Below are 17,474 nucleotides of genomic sequence, written 5' to 3'. Positions count from 1 at the left end.
CTGCGCACTCTGAACTTAGGTTAGCCGTTCCTTGAAGTCTTCGACGTGGGATCAAATCGGCAGGCGGTCAAACCGAAAATCCGTAGCGACAGACACGGCTTTTAAAAAGCATCATTCAGCCGGCGAAATTATAGACCGGTGCCCCGCAGACGCCAGGCTCGTAGACGAAAACCGATCCCGCGAGAGGCTGCCGGTCTTCGGTACCTGTCGAGATTTTACCGCTTAGCGAGGTAATGAACAGCTTGTCGTTCTTCTCTCCTCCGAATGCTAGACTGGTTGGCATTTCAACTGGCATCGGGACACGGCGATCCAGCTTTCCGTTGGGTGCAAAACGGCAAATTTCCCATCCCCCGGGCGTAGCAATCCAGTAAAAACCGTCTTCATCGACGGCTGCGCCATCCGGACGCCCGGGCAGCGCGGAAAAGTCGACAAAAAGTCGTCTGTTTTCGATGATTCCGGCATCCGCATCGAAATCAAAGGCCCATACTTTTTCTGCGAATGTGTCACCCGCGTAGAATGTTCTGTTGTCCGGCGAAAAGGCGATACCATTGACTATAGACAACCCGCTGAGGTGTTCGCGAACGCGATAGGCCCCATCAATACTATAGATCCTTCCAACTGGCCCGGAACCGATCTGGGGGATTTTCATTGTGCCGGCCCACAGGCGGCCGTGGCTATCAACAGCGCCATCATTAAAGCGGTTGTCCGGCAAGTGCGCTTCGATGTCCGAAACCAGGTCTTTTCCGCCGGTTTCAATATCAAAGCTGTAGATGCCATGCTGCGCAGCGACAACAAGCCCACCGCTGCGCTTTTCCGCCAGGCATCCGACATATTGACCGAAGTCCCAACGCGACAATCGATTTTCAGATGGCGAGAAACAGTGAATTGTTCCCCCAACAATATCGACAAAATACAAGGCGTTTTTTGATTTGGACCATACCGGGCTTTCGCCTGTCTTGGCCTTGATCTCCACCGCAAGTGATACGTCGCTCATGTGGCTTCCCGGACCGTCAAGGAAAAAAGTGCGCGCATCTACGACCCAACGCTCTCGCGTCTCAACTTGTGAGCACGAAGGCTGTTCTTGAGAGGCGACCACACAAGAAAGCCAAACGCAATAGCCAGGAAAACAGCCGATAGTGGGCGGGTGAAGAGCGGTGCAAAGCTTCCATCTGACAACATGAGACCAATTCGCAGGGATTCCTCGGCAACCGGTTCAAGGATATAGCCAATGACGAAGGGAGCAGTCGGGATACCAAAAAACTTCAGCACCAGGCCCAATACTCCAAAGCCCAACAGCACAAACAGGTTAAACGGGTTGCTGGATACCAGGAAGATCCCCATGACGCACAGGAACAATACGATCGGTATCAGGAACATTTGATGGATATCTATAATCCGACCGATATATGCGGCGGTTGAAATCATGATGACGAACATAATGATGTTTGCCAGCAGAGCGGACGAAATGATTCCGTAGAAAACGTCCGGATTATTGAGCATCAACAGCGGGCCAGGAACCACACTGTGCAAAATAAGGGCGGCCAGAAGGATGACATCGGCCACGCTTCCTGGAATGCCCAGAGTGATCATCGGTATCAGTGCCCCGCCTATAGTGGCGTTGTTTGCTGTTTCCGAAGCCACGATACCTTCTTCTGATCCCTGGCCGAAATCCTCAGGCTTCTTCGATGCCTTCTTTGCAGCTGTATATGCGATGATCGAGCCCGCTGACGCTCCAATTCCCGGCAAAATGCCAATCCAGGTCCCAATAATTGCAGAGCGAATATAATTGCCGATATGGGTCTTCATGCCTCCTATGGACTTCATGACTTCGGCGAATGTCGTGTGAATAAGATCACGGGGTTTATCGACATCTTGCACGTCAGAAAGCATCTGCGTAACGGCGAACAGACCAAGGAACACTGGAAGCAGTTCAAAACCGACTGCCAGATCTTGAAAGCCCATGGTCATCCGGCTTTCTCCTGTGACCTCGTCCCATCCGACTGTTGCAATGAGCATACCCAAAGCCCCTGAAAACAATCCTTTCGCCAAGGACCCCGCGCTAACGGATCCGATCAGAACAATTCCCATCATCACCATCGAGAAAATCTCGAATTCCGAGAACTTCAATGCAATCCGCGTGAGCGGAGGCGATAGAAAGGCAAGAAACAACCAGGAAATGAGCCCCCCCACAAATGATGCAACAATCCCCAGCGACAGCGCGCGTGCAGGATGGCCTTTGCGAGCCATGGGGAAGGCATCGAAGGTCGTCATTAACGCTGCGGGCGATCCAGGAACACCAATCAGTGTACCTGAGATCAGCCCTCCACTTACACCGCCGGTGTAAATGCTGACCAATAGTACGATTGAATGAGTGGTATCCATATTGAAGGTCAGGGGCAAAACCAACGCCAGAAGGATGCCGCCATTCAATCCGGGAATTGCACCAAATATGATTCCCGCACCCACGCCAATGGTTACGTAAAACAATGGCCAGAAAGCCACCAAATCTACGAAAGACTGTAACAGAAGGTCCATTAGTTCAGCACCTTGTCAAAGAAGCTCGTGGCCAGCACATAAATCGCGGACACGGAAACTACTGCGACAACCACCGAAAGAATGATTTGTTTGGGCGTACCGGACGACAGCACCAAATGGGACAGGATCAGAAACAGGGTGGCACATGCCCAATATGGCAGGGCCTGCAACGCGAATGTGGTAATGAACACGGCAAGTAAGATCAGGATTGCGCCGAAACGTATCTGCGACAGAGTGAGTGCGATACGGGCTTCTGCGTCGATCGGTTCGGAATTTGGGGCCTCCGATCTGATCCATGAGATCAGTTTTTGCGCGGCCAGAAACGCAGCGAACCCGCCTACTGCAATAACCAGAATTCTCGGCATGAATGCCGGACCAAGGATTTCGTATTCGGGAGGCGCAATTTTTCTGGACTCAGCAAATAGATAGATTGCCCCAAAAACGACTGACGTCATGAACAGAAATTCCATGATGTCCTTTTTTTGACGTCCCATATGACTGGCTCCCTGCAGATGGATGGCGCGGCGACATGACTCATCATGACCCGCGCCATTCGTGTATCTTCAGTTACTTGCGAAGACCGGACGTCTCGGCAAGATGCTTCATGAGGTTTGCCTGCTTTTCAACATACTCAGTCAGGGCCTCATCCGTCAGGAGTGTACGATCAACCATTGTCATCTCGGCATACTTTGCCTCGACTTCAGGGTTGTTGAAGGCTCCTGTAAAGGCCGCTTCCAGCTTTTCGACGCGATCAGCCGGAGTGCCCTTCGGTACGAAAAACAGCCAACTGATCTTGAAGTTCACGTCCAGGCCAAGTTCAGCAAAGGTCGGCACGTCCGGCATGATGTCCAGCCGTTCCTGGGTTCCAATAGCCATGACTTTCAGCGTACCAGCCTCGTGATGCTGCTTTGCAGCGACGACTGTCAGGACGGTCACATCAACTTTGCCAGCCAATGCCGCTTTAACCTGTTCACCACCGCCTTGATGGATCAGTCGGAAAGTTGCGCCTGATTTTGCTGCCAGATCCAGCATCACAAGATGGCTTAGCGCGCCAATCTGAACCGCCGCGATCATAGGTGCTTCACTTGAACTGGCCTTGAGCAATTCAAGCGGGTCCCCGTCCATTCCGGGACGCCCCACAAGAACAGTTGGAATCCCTCCCGCTTTGACGATTGGAGTCAATGAATCCAGTTGATAGGGATCCAGTTTGTTCTGACCGAATACACCCAGAAGATTTTCGTTCGACATCAAAATAGTGTAGCCATCGGGTTCGGATTCAATCACGTGGCGCGAACCCAAAGTCGTCCCCGCACCCGGCATTACCTCGACATTCACCGGAACGCCAAGTTCAGCTTCCAGATAAGGTTCATAAACCCGGGCGACAGCGTTCAGGGTGCTGCCCGCGCCATTTGGCACGACGATTGTGATTGGCTTTTCAGGAAATTCAGCGAGGGCTGCGCCAGTGACACCAAATAGGATTGCTGTGGCCAGTACTAACTTTTTCGACATTGTCTTCCTCCCAGTTTGTTGGATTGACCGAGCGGTTCGCGAACATGCTTGCGCCGATATATCGGTTATATTTCCCTGCCCCAATTAAATCAAGTATCGATATATCGGTTTTTTTCGAGAGCTCGTTTTACACCGATTTCTTATGCTGAATCTCCAATACGCCCTGAAGAGCAGCGCTCCAATCGTCTTCCTGGATATGACTTATGTGACTCACCAGAAATTTTCTGGCTGTGTCGCGTCGGCGGCAAAAGAGGGATTAGAGCCAAGCTTGCCGGCCTGCATCTGAGGCCGAACGGGAGAGCTTGCGAACAACATTCCGCTGATTGCAAAACCCAGTTCTCCCGGTTGAAGGGTAACATCGATGCAATCGGTTAGATATGCAGTGAAAATTTCCAACTCCCAGATGCCCAATGCCAGTGCGGATTGGGCACAGCCGCAGGTCTACACCCGACCGGCGCCGGCGACCGGCAGCTTTCGAAGCGTCATTCAGGACAATGTCCGGGCCATCTGATCAGTCAAACTGCAGTCCGCCATTCATGTCGATCACCTCACCTGTGATGAAGCCAGACAGCGGGGACGCCAGATAGGCAATCGAATGCGCTACCTCATCCGGCGTGCAAAACCGTTCAACAGGTATCTTTGAAAGCAGATCGTCCCGCTGTTCAGCGCTTAGTTGCTCGGATACCATCGGCGACATCACGTAAGCTGGCGAAATTGCGTTTGCCGTGACCCCTCTGGCCGCATACTCGCGTGCGATCGAGAAGGTCAAGCCGGTCATTGCGCTCTTTGAAGCCGTATAGGCTGTACCAGCGGTCAGGCCACCGCATTTAGCTGCATAGGACGAGATATTGATCACACGACCAAAGCCGTTATTCGCCATGCTGGGCACCAAGGCCCTGGACAGCAAAAACGCTGATTCCACATTGATCTGAAACACCCGTCGCCATTCATCAATCTCGGTTGTCTCAAGTTTGTTGTTCGACAGAATACCCGCAGCGTTCACGAGAACATCGACATGCCCCAACCGTTTCAGTGCATTATCCGCAACCGATTGTACTGCGGCCATATCCCCCACATCACATGGCTCAGCGGATACCATATCGCCAAAATCTGAAGCCATCTCACCCAGCTTGCCGACGTCGATATCGACCAGCACGACATGTGCCCCCATATCAACAAGGGCTTTTACTGCCGCGCGACCAATGGCTCCTGCAGCTCCTGTTACCATTGCGTTCTTACTTGATAGCAAAATTGGTCTCTCCTAATATAAAACTGAGTTCTGTTTGCCCCACTTGCTACTAAGGGCTGGTGGGGCGTGACATTTATCCATATATCGGTATATTATTTTTGCAACAACTGACTTTTTGCACACAGTGTCTTAGATTTGCCATGCGGAAATGAACGTTTCGCCGCCCTGATCGACAAATTTCTGGAAAGAAACAACAATCATGCCAAGGCCGACAAAGAAGGAACTGGAAGCACGACAGTCAGAAGCCGATATTCCAATTTTTCCCAGTTGGATTTTCAGCGAAATCAAACCAGCAACGCCACTAACATCTCAAACCTATTCAGCGATGCGCCGGGCGATTATCGAAATGGTCCTGCCCCCGGGGAGTCCTGTGAATGAAAAAAAGATATGCGAAGAACTGCACATTTCCCGAACGCCCTTGAGGGAGGCGTTGTTAAAATTGAACGACGAAGCCCTTGTGAAGATTGTCCCAAACCAACGCACGACCGTCGCGAAGATCGACCTGGAAACCATGCTGGAAGGTCAACTCATCCGCCAATCACTCGAGGTTAAGCTGGTCAGGCTCGCCGCGATGCGAATGACACCGGCACACGAGCGGGCCCTGGATCTCAGCATGTATCAACAACATCAGGCAGCTGCCATTCCCGACCTGCATTTGTCTTTCAGATTGGACGAGGAATTTCACGAACTCATAGCCTCTATCGGAGCAAGCAGCCGTACCTGGCGGATCATAAAGTCCGCAAAGGCACACGTAGACCGAGTCAGGCATCTGGCATATCCCCGTGAGAACAGGCTGGATCAGATTCTGGAAGAACATGCTGCAATTGTGACCGCGCTGAAATCTCGGGACCCTGGCTTGGCCCGCGAAGCGATGCACAGTCATTTGGGGAACTTTTTCAACTCGCTCCAATTCGTGATGAACGAGCGCAAGGAACTGTTCTCCCATGGTGCGGAGGAATTGCTTGCGCAACACCTGAGTATAGAGCGCAACGAATAGAGCAATTGGACTGAGGATCTGGCCTCCATGGTAAGATCAATTTGACTGATCAAATTAACGTACAAAATCGAGCGGCACGGCAATCCTTGTCCCCGCCATGCGGCCTTCATCCATTGACCAGGCGCGCTGCCATGAAACGCCTCAGGAGAGATTGATGCCAAAGCCCCCAAATATCCTATGGTTCTGCACGGATCAGCAGCGGTTCGATACGATTTCTGCACTCGGCAATTCTGAAATCAACACTCCCAACCTCGATGCATTTTGTACGCAGGGTTGGGCCTTTACCTCTGCTTATGTCCAGTCGCCCATCTGCACACCATCCCGCGCCAGCATGTTAACCGGACGCTACCCAGCCAGTCACCACGTCATGCGGAACGGGGCCTCGGAATTCCCAGCGTCCGAGGAGTTGGTTTCGGGAGTTCTTGCCGATGCGGGATACCGCTGTGGATTGGTGGGGAAGTTACATCTTTCTGCTCAATCGAAAGGCGAAAAACGCCCGCAGAATGATGGATTCAGCTATTTTGATTGGAACCCGCAACCTGCTTATCAGGGCGGTCCGAACGGGTATACCGACTGGCTTGAGGAAAAAGGTATTGATCACGCGGAACTCTTTGCTGACCGTACGACATTCTGCGGTGCCGGCGTGCCCGCTGAACATCACCAAACAACCTGGGCCGGCGAAAGGGCCAAGGAATTCATCGCGGAGGATTCAGACAAGCCCTGGTTCCTGATGGTAAATGTGTTTGACCCGCATCCACCATTTGACCCGCCAGCGGAATATCTGAACCGTTATAACCCCCAGAACCTCAGGCCGCCAGCCTACCGGGACAGCGATCAGGCCAATCAGGAATTCCTTTCGAACACGCCTTTCCAGACTCGGAAACCTCTGGATGTATTTGGCCCGACGCCAGACCGCAACGGTTCCGGCGCTGACCCCAGCCGTCCGGGCCAAGTTGCCGCCAAACCACCGCAAAGCTTCGACGGCCGCGCAGTCAAGGCCGCATATTATGCGATGATCGAACTCATCGACGATGTCTTTGGCTCGCTGCTGAAACACCTGGAACACTTGGGACAGGATGGCGAAACGCTTGTTATTTTCACATCAGACCATGGCGAGATGCTGGGCGACCACGGACTGCTATACAAGGGTTGCCGGTTTTATGATCAGCTGGTTCGGGTCCCCCTGATCATCCGCAAGCCGGGAAGTGTCGTGGCTGGAACAACAAGCGATGCATTGGTTGAAAGCATTGATATCGCAGCTACAATTCTGGATTGCGCTGATGTCCAGGCCCCGCCGAGAATGCAGGGAAGATCTTTCTGGCCGCTGATTCAGGGCAATGGCGATCCACATGAGTTTCGTCCCTCGGTTACCGCAGAATACAACGACACCCTTGCACATTTCGAACCCGAACACGGCAGCATGGTCTTTGACGGAACTTACAAGACCTGTGTTTATGAGAACCATGGATTGCTGGAAGTCTACAATCTGAAAGAGGACCCGGGGGAATTCAACAATCTGGTGCTGAGTGGTATCGAGCCAGAGTTGAAGTCGGACCTTTTGGAGCGGCATTTGCAGCGATGGCTTTCGACCAGCGATGCCGGACTTCCCCGAACCCAGGCGAACTGAGTTCTGGCATTCTGGGTTCAGGCGATCTGGGTTCAGGCGATCTGCTTGTGAAAGGTTGCTGCCTCGACCCCTCTCAAATCAGACATTGAAAGCACCAGCGCGGCACTGGATTCATCTGTGTTGTGGAAACTGGAAGATGGTCCTCAAAGGCGATCTTGACGTCTCTTAATAACTGATATATCGATATATATACTGAGAATTCGCGCACTCCAACGCGTTACCTTACGAAAGCAATTCGCCCCTTGCTCGACATCGATTGCAGATCGAAGTCTTTGGCTCACACCTGAATTTTCATGTTCAAAAATATATGCATCAAGTTAGGATATATCAGTGAAACCAAACATCTTGTGGTTCTGCACCGACCAGCAGCGGTTTGATACAATTGCAGCTCTGGGCAATGAGCACATCACCACGCCCAATATCGACGCATTGGTCGCACGTGGCGTTGCCTTCACAAATGCCTATTGCCAGAGCCCAATCTGCACACCCAGCCGCGCGTCGTTCCTAACCGGAAAGTACCCGTCCAGCACCCATGTTTACCGAAATGGGAACAAACGTTTTCCTTCGGGCGAAACTCTGGTTACCAAATTATTTGCCGATGCAGGTTACGATTGTGGGCTCATTGGAAAATTGCATTTATCGGCAGCGAGCAAGTTGGAAGTTCGGCCCGACGACGGCTATCGCGTTTTCCACTGGAGCCATCACCCAACGCCCGATTATCCCGCAGGGCACGACTATGCTCATTGGCTGGAAGACGAAAAAGGAGTGTCCCCGGAATCCGTATATTCAGGCATTACCAATTTCTGTGGCGCAGGCGTTCCGGAAGAACATCACCAGACAACCTGGTGCGCGGAGCGAGCAATCGACTTTATTTCCGAAGAGCGAGACCCGGACCAGCCCTGGCTACTAAGCGTCAATTGCTTCGACCCGCATCCGCCTTTTGATCCGCCGGCAAACTATCTGGACCGTTACAGGGCAGAAGACCTACCTCATCCAGCATTCCGGCCAGAAGACATTCCGCGGAACGCCAAGTTTGAAAAAGTCGATCAGCAATCCAAAATAGCGATAGATCCGATCAATTGCCATTCGAGCCAGGACGACATTCCCCTTGCGGATCGCAAAGCACGCGCTTACGAGCCTCCGCTCGAATTTAACGGGCGTGAAGTCAAGGCCGCTTACTATGCCATGATCGAACTGATAGATCACCAGTTCGGGCGGATTGTAAGGAGCCTGGAAGAAACGGGACAGCTCGACAATACCATCATAGTGTTCATGAGTGATCATGGCGAAATGTTGGGCGATCATGGATTAATCTACAAGGGCTGCCGATTTTTCGAAGGGTTGGTACATGTGCCCCTCATCATCAGCTGGCCTCAGAAATTCAGTGAAAACCTGAAAAGTGAAGGCTTGGTCGAACTCGTCGATGTTGCGCCCACCCTTTTGGACGCCGCAGGGTTGGATATCCCCAGTTGCTTCCAAGGCAACAGCCTCATGCCAGTTCTAACCGGTCAGGCAGATGCCTCGATCATTCGTGACCATGTGATCTGTGAATATAGAGATTCTGTCGCGATGCCGAATGCGTCCAACGGGAGCATGTACTTTGATGGTCGCTACAAGATAATTGTCTATCACGGCCTGGGGATCGGGGAGTTGTATGATCTGGCGTCGGATCCAGACGAATTTGACGATCTTTGGGACAACCCCGCGAACAAAGAAAATCGAGATCGGTTAATGCATTTGCACTTCGATGCAATGATGGCGTCTATTTCTCCAGGTCCGGAGAGAATTGAAAAGTATTAAGAATGCCGGCCTTTGAAATGCGGTGGCTTGATCCAAGGGCTGCGTTCGGGGCCAGTTTTGGCTGACTTATGCTGAAACCACTTAATTCTGCTTAGGTCAGGCGGTAAAACCCTTGGGTTTTCTGGCTGAGCCTCTGAGTATAAGCGGACCTGGAATGAGTATGCGTTTGGGGTTTGGTTCACCCTCGATGCGCGCCATAATCGTGTCGACCGTTGATGAAACCATCTGATCTATAGGTTGCTGGATTGTGGTCAGATCATAGGCTGGCCAACTTGCAATTGGCACGTCGTCGTAACCAACCACCGAAACATCGTCTGGAACTGATAGGCCGAACTCAAACCGCAATACGTCCATAACGGCAAACGCCATATGGTCATTTCCCACGAAGATTGCATCAGGGTAGTCTGAGCCACAGAATAAAGTTCGTGTGATCTCGCCTGCGCGTTTCTGGTCGTAAGCGCCGTCTTCAACTGCAACGGGATCAACGCCCTTTTTGGAAAGGCCTTCGAGAAATCCGTTTGCTCTGTCCTGTCCGGTCGATGATCCTTGCCAGCCCGAGATATGCGCAATGCGCTTGTGACCACCGCCAACAAGGAAATTGGCGACCATTCGGCCACCAGCGATATTGTCCGAAGTTACCTCGCTCAGACGTGAATCATCCTGACCTCGATTGAACAACACAACAGGGATTCCGGTTGCCTCGCATAGAGTGGCAAGGTCGTTCGTCATGTCCACTGAGGCAGCGACAATCCCCTCGACCTGATAGGCCACCAGTTCCTTGACCACATCATCCACATCCTTGGTCGAGTTTTCTGCCATGAAAACGAGGGTGTGATAGCCGTGAGTCTTGAGCGCTCGGATAATGCGTTCCAGCGCAAGCGGATAGAATTGATTGTCCAGATACGAAAAAACGAGGCCGATGATACGGCTTTTCCCCGTAATCATCGCGCGTGCGATGGGATTGGGCCGATAGCCGAGATCGTCGGCAGCCATCCTGACCTTTTTGTCCATCTTGTCGCTGACAGAGGCACCCGACGTGAAAACGCGGCTTACCGCCGACTGACTGACACCAGCGCGGCGCGCAACTTCAAGCGATGTAACTTTGCTTTTGCCCATCAGTCCGCTGTCCAGCCCCCGTCCACCAGAAGCGATGAGCCGGTCACCATGTCCGAAGCGTCGGAAGCCAAGAAGATGACCGGACCCATGATATCCTCAACTTCGCCAATCCGCCCCAGTTTGATCTTGTCTTTGATCCACTTGCTGCGTTCAGGATTGTCAAACGTGGCAGCTGTCAACGCCGTGCGTATGAAGGTTGGGCAGACCGTATTGACCCGAATGTTGTGACCGCCCCATTCAATGGCAAAAGACTTGGTAAAACCTTCCACTGCGTGTTTGGTAGCGCAATAAACAGCTCGATCAACGCCGCCGACATGCGCCATTTGTGACGAGATATTGATAAGACTGCCAGGCTTTCCGGCCTCGATAAGGCCTTTGGCAACCGCCCGGGTAAGAAAATATGCGCCTTTGACGTTCAGATCAGAGACAGCATCGAAATCGGATTCCTGTGTATCCAATGACGGGCTATGACGGGCCAGACCGGCAGAGTTGACGAGGATGTCGAAGGGGCCGTGTGCCGCAACCGCGTCTTCGGTCGCCGCTACGTTTGCAACATCCAGCGGCATCGTCTCCGCGGCCCAACCACGAGCGGTTATGTCTCCGGCAAGCTCAGCAAGCTTATCAGCGCGCCGCGCCGCAAGCGTGACATGTGCTCCAGCTTCGGCCATGGCAACAGCGCAAGCCTCGCCAATGCCGGAAGACGCACCAACAACAAGCGCCCGTTTGCCATCAAGCCGGAAACTGGGCGTCACCGGAAGCGTCATGAGAAAGCGCCTGCCGATGGAATGATGTCACCAGAGGGATGGCCCATTTCGAATTTCCTATCGACCGTGCACATGCAAAGCGTTTTCACATCACCATCGGTCATTTTACTGGCTCTTCGGAAGCTTCACGGAATGGGGCCGCTGCGCCGTATGGGATGTTCTGGCCGCCATAGCGTCGGACGCGGATGTTGCATTGTTCCGCATGGCCCACAAACCCTTCGAGCATACACAAGCGTGACCCATATTCACCGATCATCGTCGCCGCCTCGTCCGTCATCACTTTCTGGTAGCTATGGGTCTTGAGATACTTGCCAACCCACAAGCCGCCAGTATAGCGCCCGGCCTTGTTGGTGGGCAAGGTGTGGTTGGTGCCAATAACCTTGTCACCATTGGCAACATTGGTGCGGGCACCCAGGAACAGCGCACCATAGCAGGTCATTTTTTCAAGGAACCAGTCGTCCCGATCGGTCATCACCTGCACGTGCTCGGACGCAATATCATCGGCGACTTCCAGCATTTCGTCATACGTATCGCAAAGGATGACTTCACCATAATCACGCCAAGACACCATGGCGGTCTCCTTTGTCGGGAGAATTTCCAGAATACGGTCAATCTCAGCCAATGTGTCCTCTGCCAGTTTGCGCGAATTCGTCAACAGCACTGCAGGTGAGTTGTAACCGTGTTCCGCCTGCCCCAGCAGGTCTGTCGCGCACAACTCGCCGTCCACCGTGTCGTCTGCAATCACCATGGTTTCTGTTGGACCGGCGAATAGATCGATACCGACACGCCCAAATAATTGGCGTTTGGCCTCCGCTACGAAAGCATTGCCCGGACCAACCAACATGTGAACCGGATCGATGGTCTCGGTGCCCAAAGCCATAGCTCCAACCGCCTGGATGCCGCCCAGCACGTAGATATCATGCGCCCCGCCAAGGTGCATTGCGGCGATCACCGCTGGATTGGGAGCGCCTTTGAACGGCGGCGTACATGCGATGATGCGTGGCACCTTTGCCACAGAAGCTGTGGCCACAGACATATGCGCGCTGGCGACCATCGGGAACTTGCCACCAGGAACGTAACAGCCCACCGACTGAACCGGGATATTCTTGTGACCGAGAATAATGCCGGGAATTGGCTCCAGCTCGATATCCAGCATGCTGTCGCGCTGCGCCTGAGCGAAGTTCCGCACCTGAGCCTGGGCGAACTTGATATCTTCCATGTCGCGGTCCGACACCTGGTTCATAAGCGCCTCTATCTCTCCGGATGACAGGCGGAACGAAGCGGGCTCATAGCCATCGAATTTTGCCGATAATTCACGAACGGCAACATCACCACGTGCTTCGATATCGGCAAGAGTGGTTTCCACAATCTGGCGTGTGTTGGCGTCGTCGGCGGCTTTGTCGGCTTCCGCCCTGCCTCTCTTGAGATATTCAATCGTCATTGGTTCATCCTCTTTATCTGTGAATTTCGTGATCCGATGTGGCCTTGCAAGACGGTGAAGGGTGGAGAAACGACAAGATACGTTCTGTACATATTTGCCCGGCCAAAATTGGCACCCCACGGGACACGCCCTAAATTTGAAGAGGCTGCGCTATTCAATTTCCGCTCACTTTATTCAACCCTGAAAATCCGATTTGCATGCGATTGCAAAATTATAGATTTCTGCTGGATTTTTTCAAGCTAAATAAGAGCATTACGTATGCAAAGCATGAACATTCATGTCTCTTTATCAGAGCGGCCCTTCGATCCCAAGGTGCGCGATTGGCCAGTGCAGACATGACAAATCCAGATAGCAAGGCAAACAGAGGCATAGGTTAGAGCGCGATCGCAGCGCCCTCCCCAAGCACACGCAATGCCGACAGATTGCCTGAAGCTTCATGTGCTTCAATCATTTTGGATACCGGCTCCTGGTAAAGCGCGTATGTCGAGTGGTGGATGGGCAAGACTATGCCAGCCTTGATACGGGCCGCAAACTCAACTGCCTGCCTCCCGTTCATCGATAATTGACCGAGTGCGCCAGTGATGCCCACATTTCCGATATGCGGAATGAACAAGTCAGGTGTGGGAAGATGTTGAATGGCCTGCCAAACCGGATCAACCATGAAAGTGTCGCCACCCCAGTAGATATTGTATGTCCTGCCTTGAATTGTCGCTTTCAGCCAGTAGCCATTGCCTAGGCCAAGGACGTCTGAAATGCCCTGATTGAGAGAGTGGACGGCAGGAACCGACATGATGGAAATTTCCGTGTCGCCACCTGTGAATGTGCGTTGTTTACCGTGATCCAACGCCTGAGCTGCAAATTCCTTTTTGACAAGCGAATCCATATCGTGAGCGGCACAAAGAATGGAGTCTTTACCGCGAAGCCATGCTTGTGCTTTCTGGTCAAAGTGATCTTCGTGTGCGTGGCTCAGCAGCACCACGTCATATTCCGGCATAACCATGCCCGGAAATGATGTAAGCCGTTCGTGCGTCTTGATGTTGGGTCCCTTTGACAGATCAAACATTTCATTTGGATCGCCCATCTCAAACGCCTGCTTCCCCTCGCCAAGGCATGGATCGGTGAGGATGCGTATGTCGCCGATGGCGAGTTCGAGCATGGCACCACCAAGCCAGCGGACCGAGATGTCTGATGCAGAAATTCCCGCTGCGGACTGAAGCGGCGAAAATACAGCGTTTGCCGCAACAGCGCCGCCAAGTTTGAGTAGATCTCGTCTGTACATTTGTACCTCCATGAGTTGCCCCGTTGACGTAACCCGAATTTTAAATTCAAATTACCAGCGAAGTGCTGAACTCATTAAACGGAAATATCGAATGATCACGGACCTCAGGGCTCTGGAAACCTTCATGGAAGTGGCAGATGGCCTTAGCTTTGCAGATGCAGGACGACGTCTTGGCTTGCCGGCATCCACCGTGACGACAAGAGTCAAGTCACTGGAATCTCAACTGGGCGTGCGTCTGTTGGACCGATCGACGCGATCGGTTGCGATAACTGCAGAAGGGGAGCTTTTTTTGGTGCATTGTCAGAGGGCATTACATGAACTGACGCTAGCCCGTGAAGCAGTCGGCGCAGCCCATCAGTCGTCAGGACAGATCCGCATATCAATTCCTACTGCGTTTCCTATGGATCAATTTGCCGGACTCGTTGGTCGGTTCCGCTCCAGCTATCCGGACATCTCGATCAGGGTGTATGTTGATGACCGACCAGCGTCGTTCATAGAAGACGGGGTTGATTTGGCATTGCGTGGCGGTGCACCTGGCGGAGACGGTCTGATCGCCCGCCGTTTGACAGATACTGAAGTCATATTTGTTGGCCCACCGGGATGTTCTGGGGATACAAGCCTTCCCGTATTGCGGCCCCTGGCAAGACGCACCAGCGTTCGGGACAGATTGGAAGGCCTCACAACCCGGTCTTTACAATTGTCACTCGCGTTTGTGATCACCGGACAGGCTTGTGCCTATCTTCCAAGGCAGATTTGCAAAGACGCTTTGGCAACTGAGCAATTGGAAGAAGCTGATGGCCCGGATGGTCTGCACGATCCGCTCCCGCTGTACCTTGTGTATCACGACAAAAACCACCTGCCGAAGCGGATTCAGCTGTTCAAGGACTTCCTGATCCAGCAACTTGCCAATGGCACAAGCGACAGCTGAACTGCTCGGACAGTATTAAGACTGCTCCGTTTTGCACTTCATCAGCGCTCATTCGCCAATTTTGAAGCCAACAATTCAGACAGATTTAGGAGCGGCAACTGCAGCACTCGAACAAATTTCTGGAACGCGGTTTGCAGCCCTCCCAAAACCGACATACGGCCTGTTTTTCCCGGCACCACGAGTTTTATGAACACATATGTCTGCAGGCATATCAGGAATAATGCGATGAGTGAGAAGACCAGAGACGAAGTTTTGTCGACGCCCACATCCGGCGCGGCATAGAGCAGAATATTACCAAAGGAAAACGTAAACAGGCTGGCCTTTCCCAAAAAGCTGATCCATCGCGCCCATGAGTATTTTTGGACATCGAACAACCAGATACAAATCACGACACAAAAAATAGTCGCGCCTATTCCGAGCGAGAAATAAATCGGGTGGTTCAGGTTGCGCAGCGACATGTTGGCAATGTTGCGCACCGTCTGAAAGGGTGTTTGAAAGTCCCAAAGCAGGGCAGATACGGCAAGCGAGCAAACGAACAGCGCACCCAAAATGGCAGCCCCTTTGCGCCGCATGGCGGATTGCTCGTCAAAGCTTAGAAGAACTGCACGACCGATGATCATCCCGATCACCACAAATGTCATGCCATGAAGAATGGACGGTCCGCCGACGCCCTCCCCGCCACCGTAGAGAAAGCCTGCTGGCATCCCCAGATAGTCTTTGCCAAAAACAAGCGGTGGTTTTGGGATCATTTGCAGAACCGGGAAAAGCAGATGAACAGTCAGTGCCGCACCAAGCAGATACACCGGCCCATAGGATACTCTCAGACTGATCAGCCAGGGTGAAAGCGCCAAAGCGACCGCGTAGAATTTCAGAATGTCAGCATAAGGCGAAACACCGATCATCAGTGCGCATCGCAACATATACCCAAGAGATATCTGACCCAGTGCAAGCTGAGCGAGCAGCGTCACGACATAGAGCACGTAGCACTGAATGGCGCGGTTAAACAGTTTTTGAAAAACGGCTTCTTTATCCCCCCGTTCGAATTGCGGCTTGTAGATGATTTCCAGCATCGCGCCGAACAGGCAGATGAAAATGGGAGGGGCCATCTGAATCGCAAAGCGGAAGGGCGCATAAGTGTCAAAATCACGAAACTGGTAGAAGTTGAACTCGATCAAGGAATGACTGAACATCGCCAGCAAAATGGCCACTGAGCGGCAGATATCAATTCCGGTGATACGCTTCTGGCGTGATGTTTTTAGCAAGGGTTTTTTCCAATTTTACAACGCTTAATCGGACATCCCCCCGGATTGACTTCAGAACACGATTAGCAACTCCGATACCGTAAGCAGGCACCTTCGTTGAAACGCAGCCTCAGTCTTGCGCTTCTCAACACAGTTCTTTTTGTTGCGCTTCGATGAATCGATCCCGGTATTGCGCATTCAACGCATCACTCTGTCTTTGTTTGAGGAAAGAAATATCCAAATCCGCAGCCCCATGCGAGATGCCCAGGAATTCAAAAATCTGGTTCATCGTGTTTTCAGGATTATTTCGTAAATCCTCAAACCCTATCTCGATGGTTCGTCCGGGCACTATCGACAGAAACTTTCGCCATGCCATTTCTCCATACATGATCTCGCCAAGGCATTGCTCAATCTGGGTTTCGTCATAATCAAAGGTCTGTTTTTCACTCACGTCGGAAATAAAGGAGCCGGTCTGCAACGCGCGGCTGTAGGAAACGGCCTGGGCGACTTTGTCTTTCCTGGTCAGGAAGATGAATTTGTAATCTGAAAGAGACTCCTGAAGATCATCAGCGCAATAGTCCCGGAAAGGTGACAATTGCTCGGAATGCAGTTTCATTCCGAACACACCATTTGCAGACGTGCGCTTTTTCTGAACGTCACGAAAGTAATGTGGTCCGGGAAACCTTTCCTTCCAATGGGGCACATTTCGCTTGTTGAAATACTCGATGGGGTACCCCGCAGCGCCGGTGGAATAAAGAAGATGGCCCAGAAAGTGGCTGCCGGAACGTGGGGTCGACGTGACGACATATTTTCGTGTCGGGACAGTCTCTGTCGGGAAATCCAGCTCTGGACTGAACTGCCCCATCCAGACTTTAAAATTCGACTTTTTCTCCGGCAGAATTTTAAAAACGTCGAGCTTTCTGAGTTTCTGCGCAAGTTCCATAATTTTTACCTTCAGGCTGCGTATGAAAATTCGTATGCCGATTAA

General features: G+C 52.3%; 15 protein-coding genes. 4 read left to right on the top strand and 11 right to left on the bottom strand.

Features of this window, described 5'->3' with window-relative positions; translation table 11 throughout:
- Positions 1-115 precede the first annotated feature (115 nt).
- The 5 genes from RAL91_RS12765 to RAL91_RS12745 all read right to left on the bottom strand — a co-directional run bounded on the left by RAL91_RS12765 (position 116) and on the right by RAL91_RS12745 (position 5,293).
- Positions 116-994, bottom strand: coding sequence for an SMP-30/gluconolactonase/LRE family protein (locus RAL91_RS12765; RefSeq protein ID WP_306256586.1), 879 nt, complete (start codon positions 992-994; stop codon positions 116-118).
- A 38-nt stretch (positions 995-1,032) separates the two neighbouring features.
- Positions 1,033-2,535: a tripartite tricarboxylate transporter permease gene (locus RAL91_RS12760; protein WP_306256585.1), complete on the bottom strand. Its 1,503-nt coding sequence runs from the start codon at positions 2,533-2,535 to the stop codon at positions 1,033-1,035.
- Positions 2,535-3,029: a hypothetical protein gene (locus RAL91_RS12755; protein ID WP_306256584.1), complete on the bottom strand. Its 495-nt coding sequence runs from the start codon at positions 3,027-3,029 to the stop codon at positions 2,535-2,537. Before RAL91_RS12755 ends, RAL91_RS12760 begins: the two co-directional genes overlap by 1 nt.
- A 73-nt stretch (positions 3,030-3,102) precedes the next feature.
- Positions 3,103-4,044 (bottom strand): tripartite tricarboxylate transporter substrate binding protein, encoded by a 942-nt coding sequence (locus RAL91_RS12750; RefSeq protein WP_306256583.1) that lies wholly within the window; start codon positions 4,042-4,044, stop codon positions 3,103-3,105.
- Between the two features lie 511 nt (positions 4,045-4,555).
- Positions 4,556-5,293 carry an SDR family NAD(P)-dependent oxidoreductase gene (locus tag RAL91_RS12745; protein ID WP_306256582.1) on the bottom strand — a complete coding sequence of 246 codons (738 nt, stop codon included), beginning with the start codon at positions 5,291-5,293 and terminating at the stop codon, positions 4,556-4,558.
- A gap of 199 nt (positions 5,294-5,492) precedes the next feature.
- On the opposite strand from RAL91_RS12745, the gene RAL91_RS12740 reads away from it, so the two are divergent.
- The 3 genes from RAL91_RS12740 to RAL91_RS12730 all read left to right on the top strand — a co-directional run bounded on the left by RAL91_RS12740 (position 5,493) and on the right by RAL91_RS12730 (position 9,717).
- Positions 5,493-6,290, top strand: a complete 798-nt coding sequence (locus tag RAL91_RS12740) for a GntR family transcriptional regulator (protein WP_306256581.1) — start codon at positions 5,493-5,495, stop codon at positions 6,288-6,290.
- A 154-nt stretch (positions 6,291-6,444) separates the two neighbouring features.
- Positions 6,445-7,917, top strand: coding sequence for a sulfatase (locus RAL91_RS12735; RefSeq protein WP_306256580.1), 1,473 nt, complete (start codon positions 6,445-6,447; stop codon positions 7,915-7,917).
- Between the two features lie 330 nt (positions 7,918-8,247).
- Positions 8,248-9,717: a sulfatase gene (locus RAL91_RS12730; RefSeq protein ID WP_306256579.1), complete on the top strand. Its 1,470-nt coding sequence runs from the start codon at positions 8,248-8,250 to the stop codon at positions 9,715-9,717.
- Positions 9,718-9,813: 96 nt separating this feature from the next.
- Here RAL91_RS12730 and RAL91_RS12725 read toward each other — a convergent pair whose 3' ends face one another.
- The 4 genes from RAL91_RS12725 to RAL91_RS12710 form a co-directional block, all read right to left on the bottom strand.
- The gene (locus tag RAL91_RS12725; protein WP_306256577.1) at positions 9,814-10,833 is read right to left on the bottom strand and encodes a LacI family DNA-binding transcriptional regulator; all 1,020 of its coding nucleotides are present in this window, start codon (positions 10,831-10,833) and stop codon (positions 9,814-9,816) included.
- Positions 10,833-11,597: an SDR family NAD(P)-dependent oxidoreductase gene (locus RAL91_RS12720; RefSeq protein WP_306256576.1), complete on the bottom strand. Its 765-nt coding sequence runs from the start codon at positions 11,595-11,597 to the stop codon at positions 10,833-10,835. Before RAL91_RS12720 ends, RAL91_RS12725 begins: the two co-directional genes overlap by 1 nt.
- Before the next feature lie 100 nt (positions 11,598-11,697).
- Complete coding sequence (gene hisD / locus RAL91_RS12715) at positions 11,698-13,038, bottom strand: histidinol dehydrogenase (protein ID WP_306256575.1); 1,341 nt, start codon at positions 13,036-13,038, stop codon at positions 11,698-11,700.
- Positions 13,039-13,411: 373 nt separating this feature from the next.
- A complete protein-coding gene (locus tag RAL91_RS12710) occupies positions 13,412-14,317 on the bottom strand; it encodes an MBL fold metallo-hydrolase (RefSeq protein ID WP_306256574.1) in 906 nt (301 codons plus the stop codon).
- A gap of 91 nt (positions 14,318-14,408) precedes the next feature.
- Between RAL91_RS12710 and RAL91_RS12705 the strand changes: the two genes are divergently transcribed.
- Positions 14,409-15,245, top strand: a complete 837-nt coding sequence (locus RAL91_RS12705; RefSeq protein WP_306256573.1) for a LysR family transcriptional regulator — start codon at positions 14,409-14,411, stop codon at positions 15,243-15,245.
- 41 nt (positions 15,246-15,286) lie between these two features.
- On the opposite strand, the gene opgC is transcribed toward RAL91_RS12705, so the two are convergent.
- Together opgC and RAL91_RS12695 are read right to left on the bottom strand one after the other, a co-directional pair.
- Positions 15,287-16,507: an OpgC domain-containing protein gene (gene opgC, locus RAL91_RS12700; protein WP_306256572.1), complete on the bottom strand. Its 1,221-nt coding sequence runs from the start codon at positions 16,505-16,507 to the stop codon at positions 15,287-15,289.
- A 124-nt stretch (positions 16,508-16,631) separates the two neighbouring features.
- Positions 16,632-17,429 (bottom strand): Stf0 family sulfotransferase, encoded by a 798-nt coding sequence (locus tag RAL91_RS12695; protein ID WP_306256571.1) that lies wholly within the window; start codon positions 17,427-17,429, stop codon positions 16,632-16,634.
- Positions 17,430-17,474 lie beyond the last annotated feature (45 nt).

This window comes from Pararhizobium sp. IMCC21322 (genome assembly GCF_030758295.1).
GTDB lineage: Bacteria > Pseudomonadota > Alphaproteobacteria > Rhizobiales.
The sequence above is the reverse complement of the archived record's forward strand: the minus strand, read 5'-3'. Positions and strand labels throughout refer to the sequence as shown.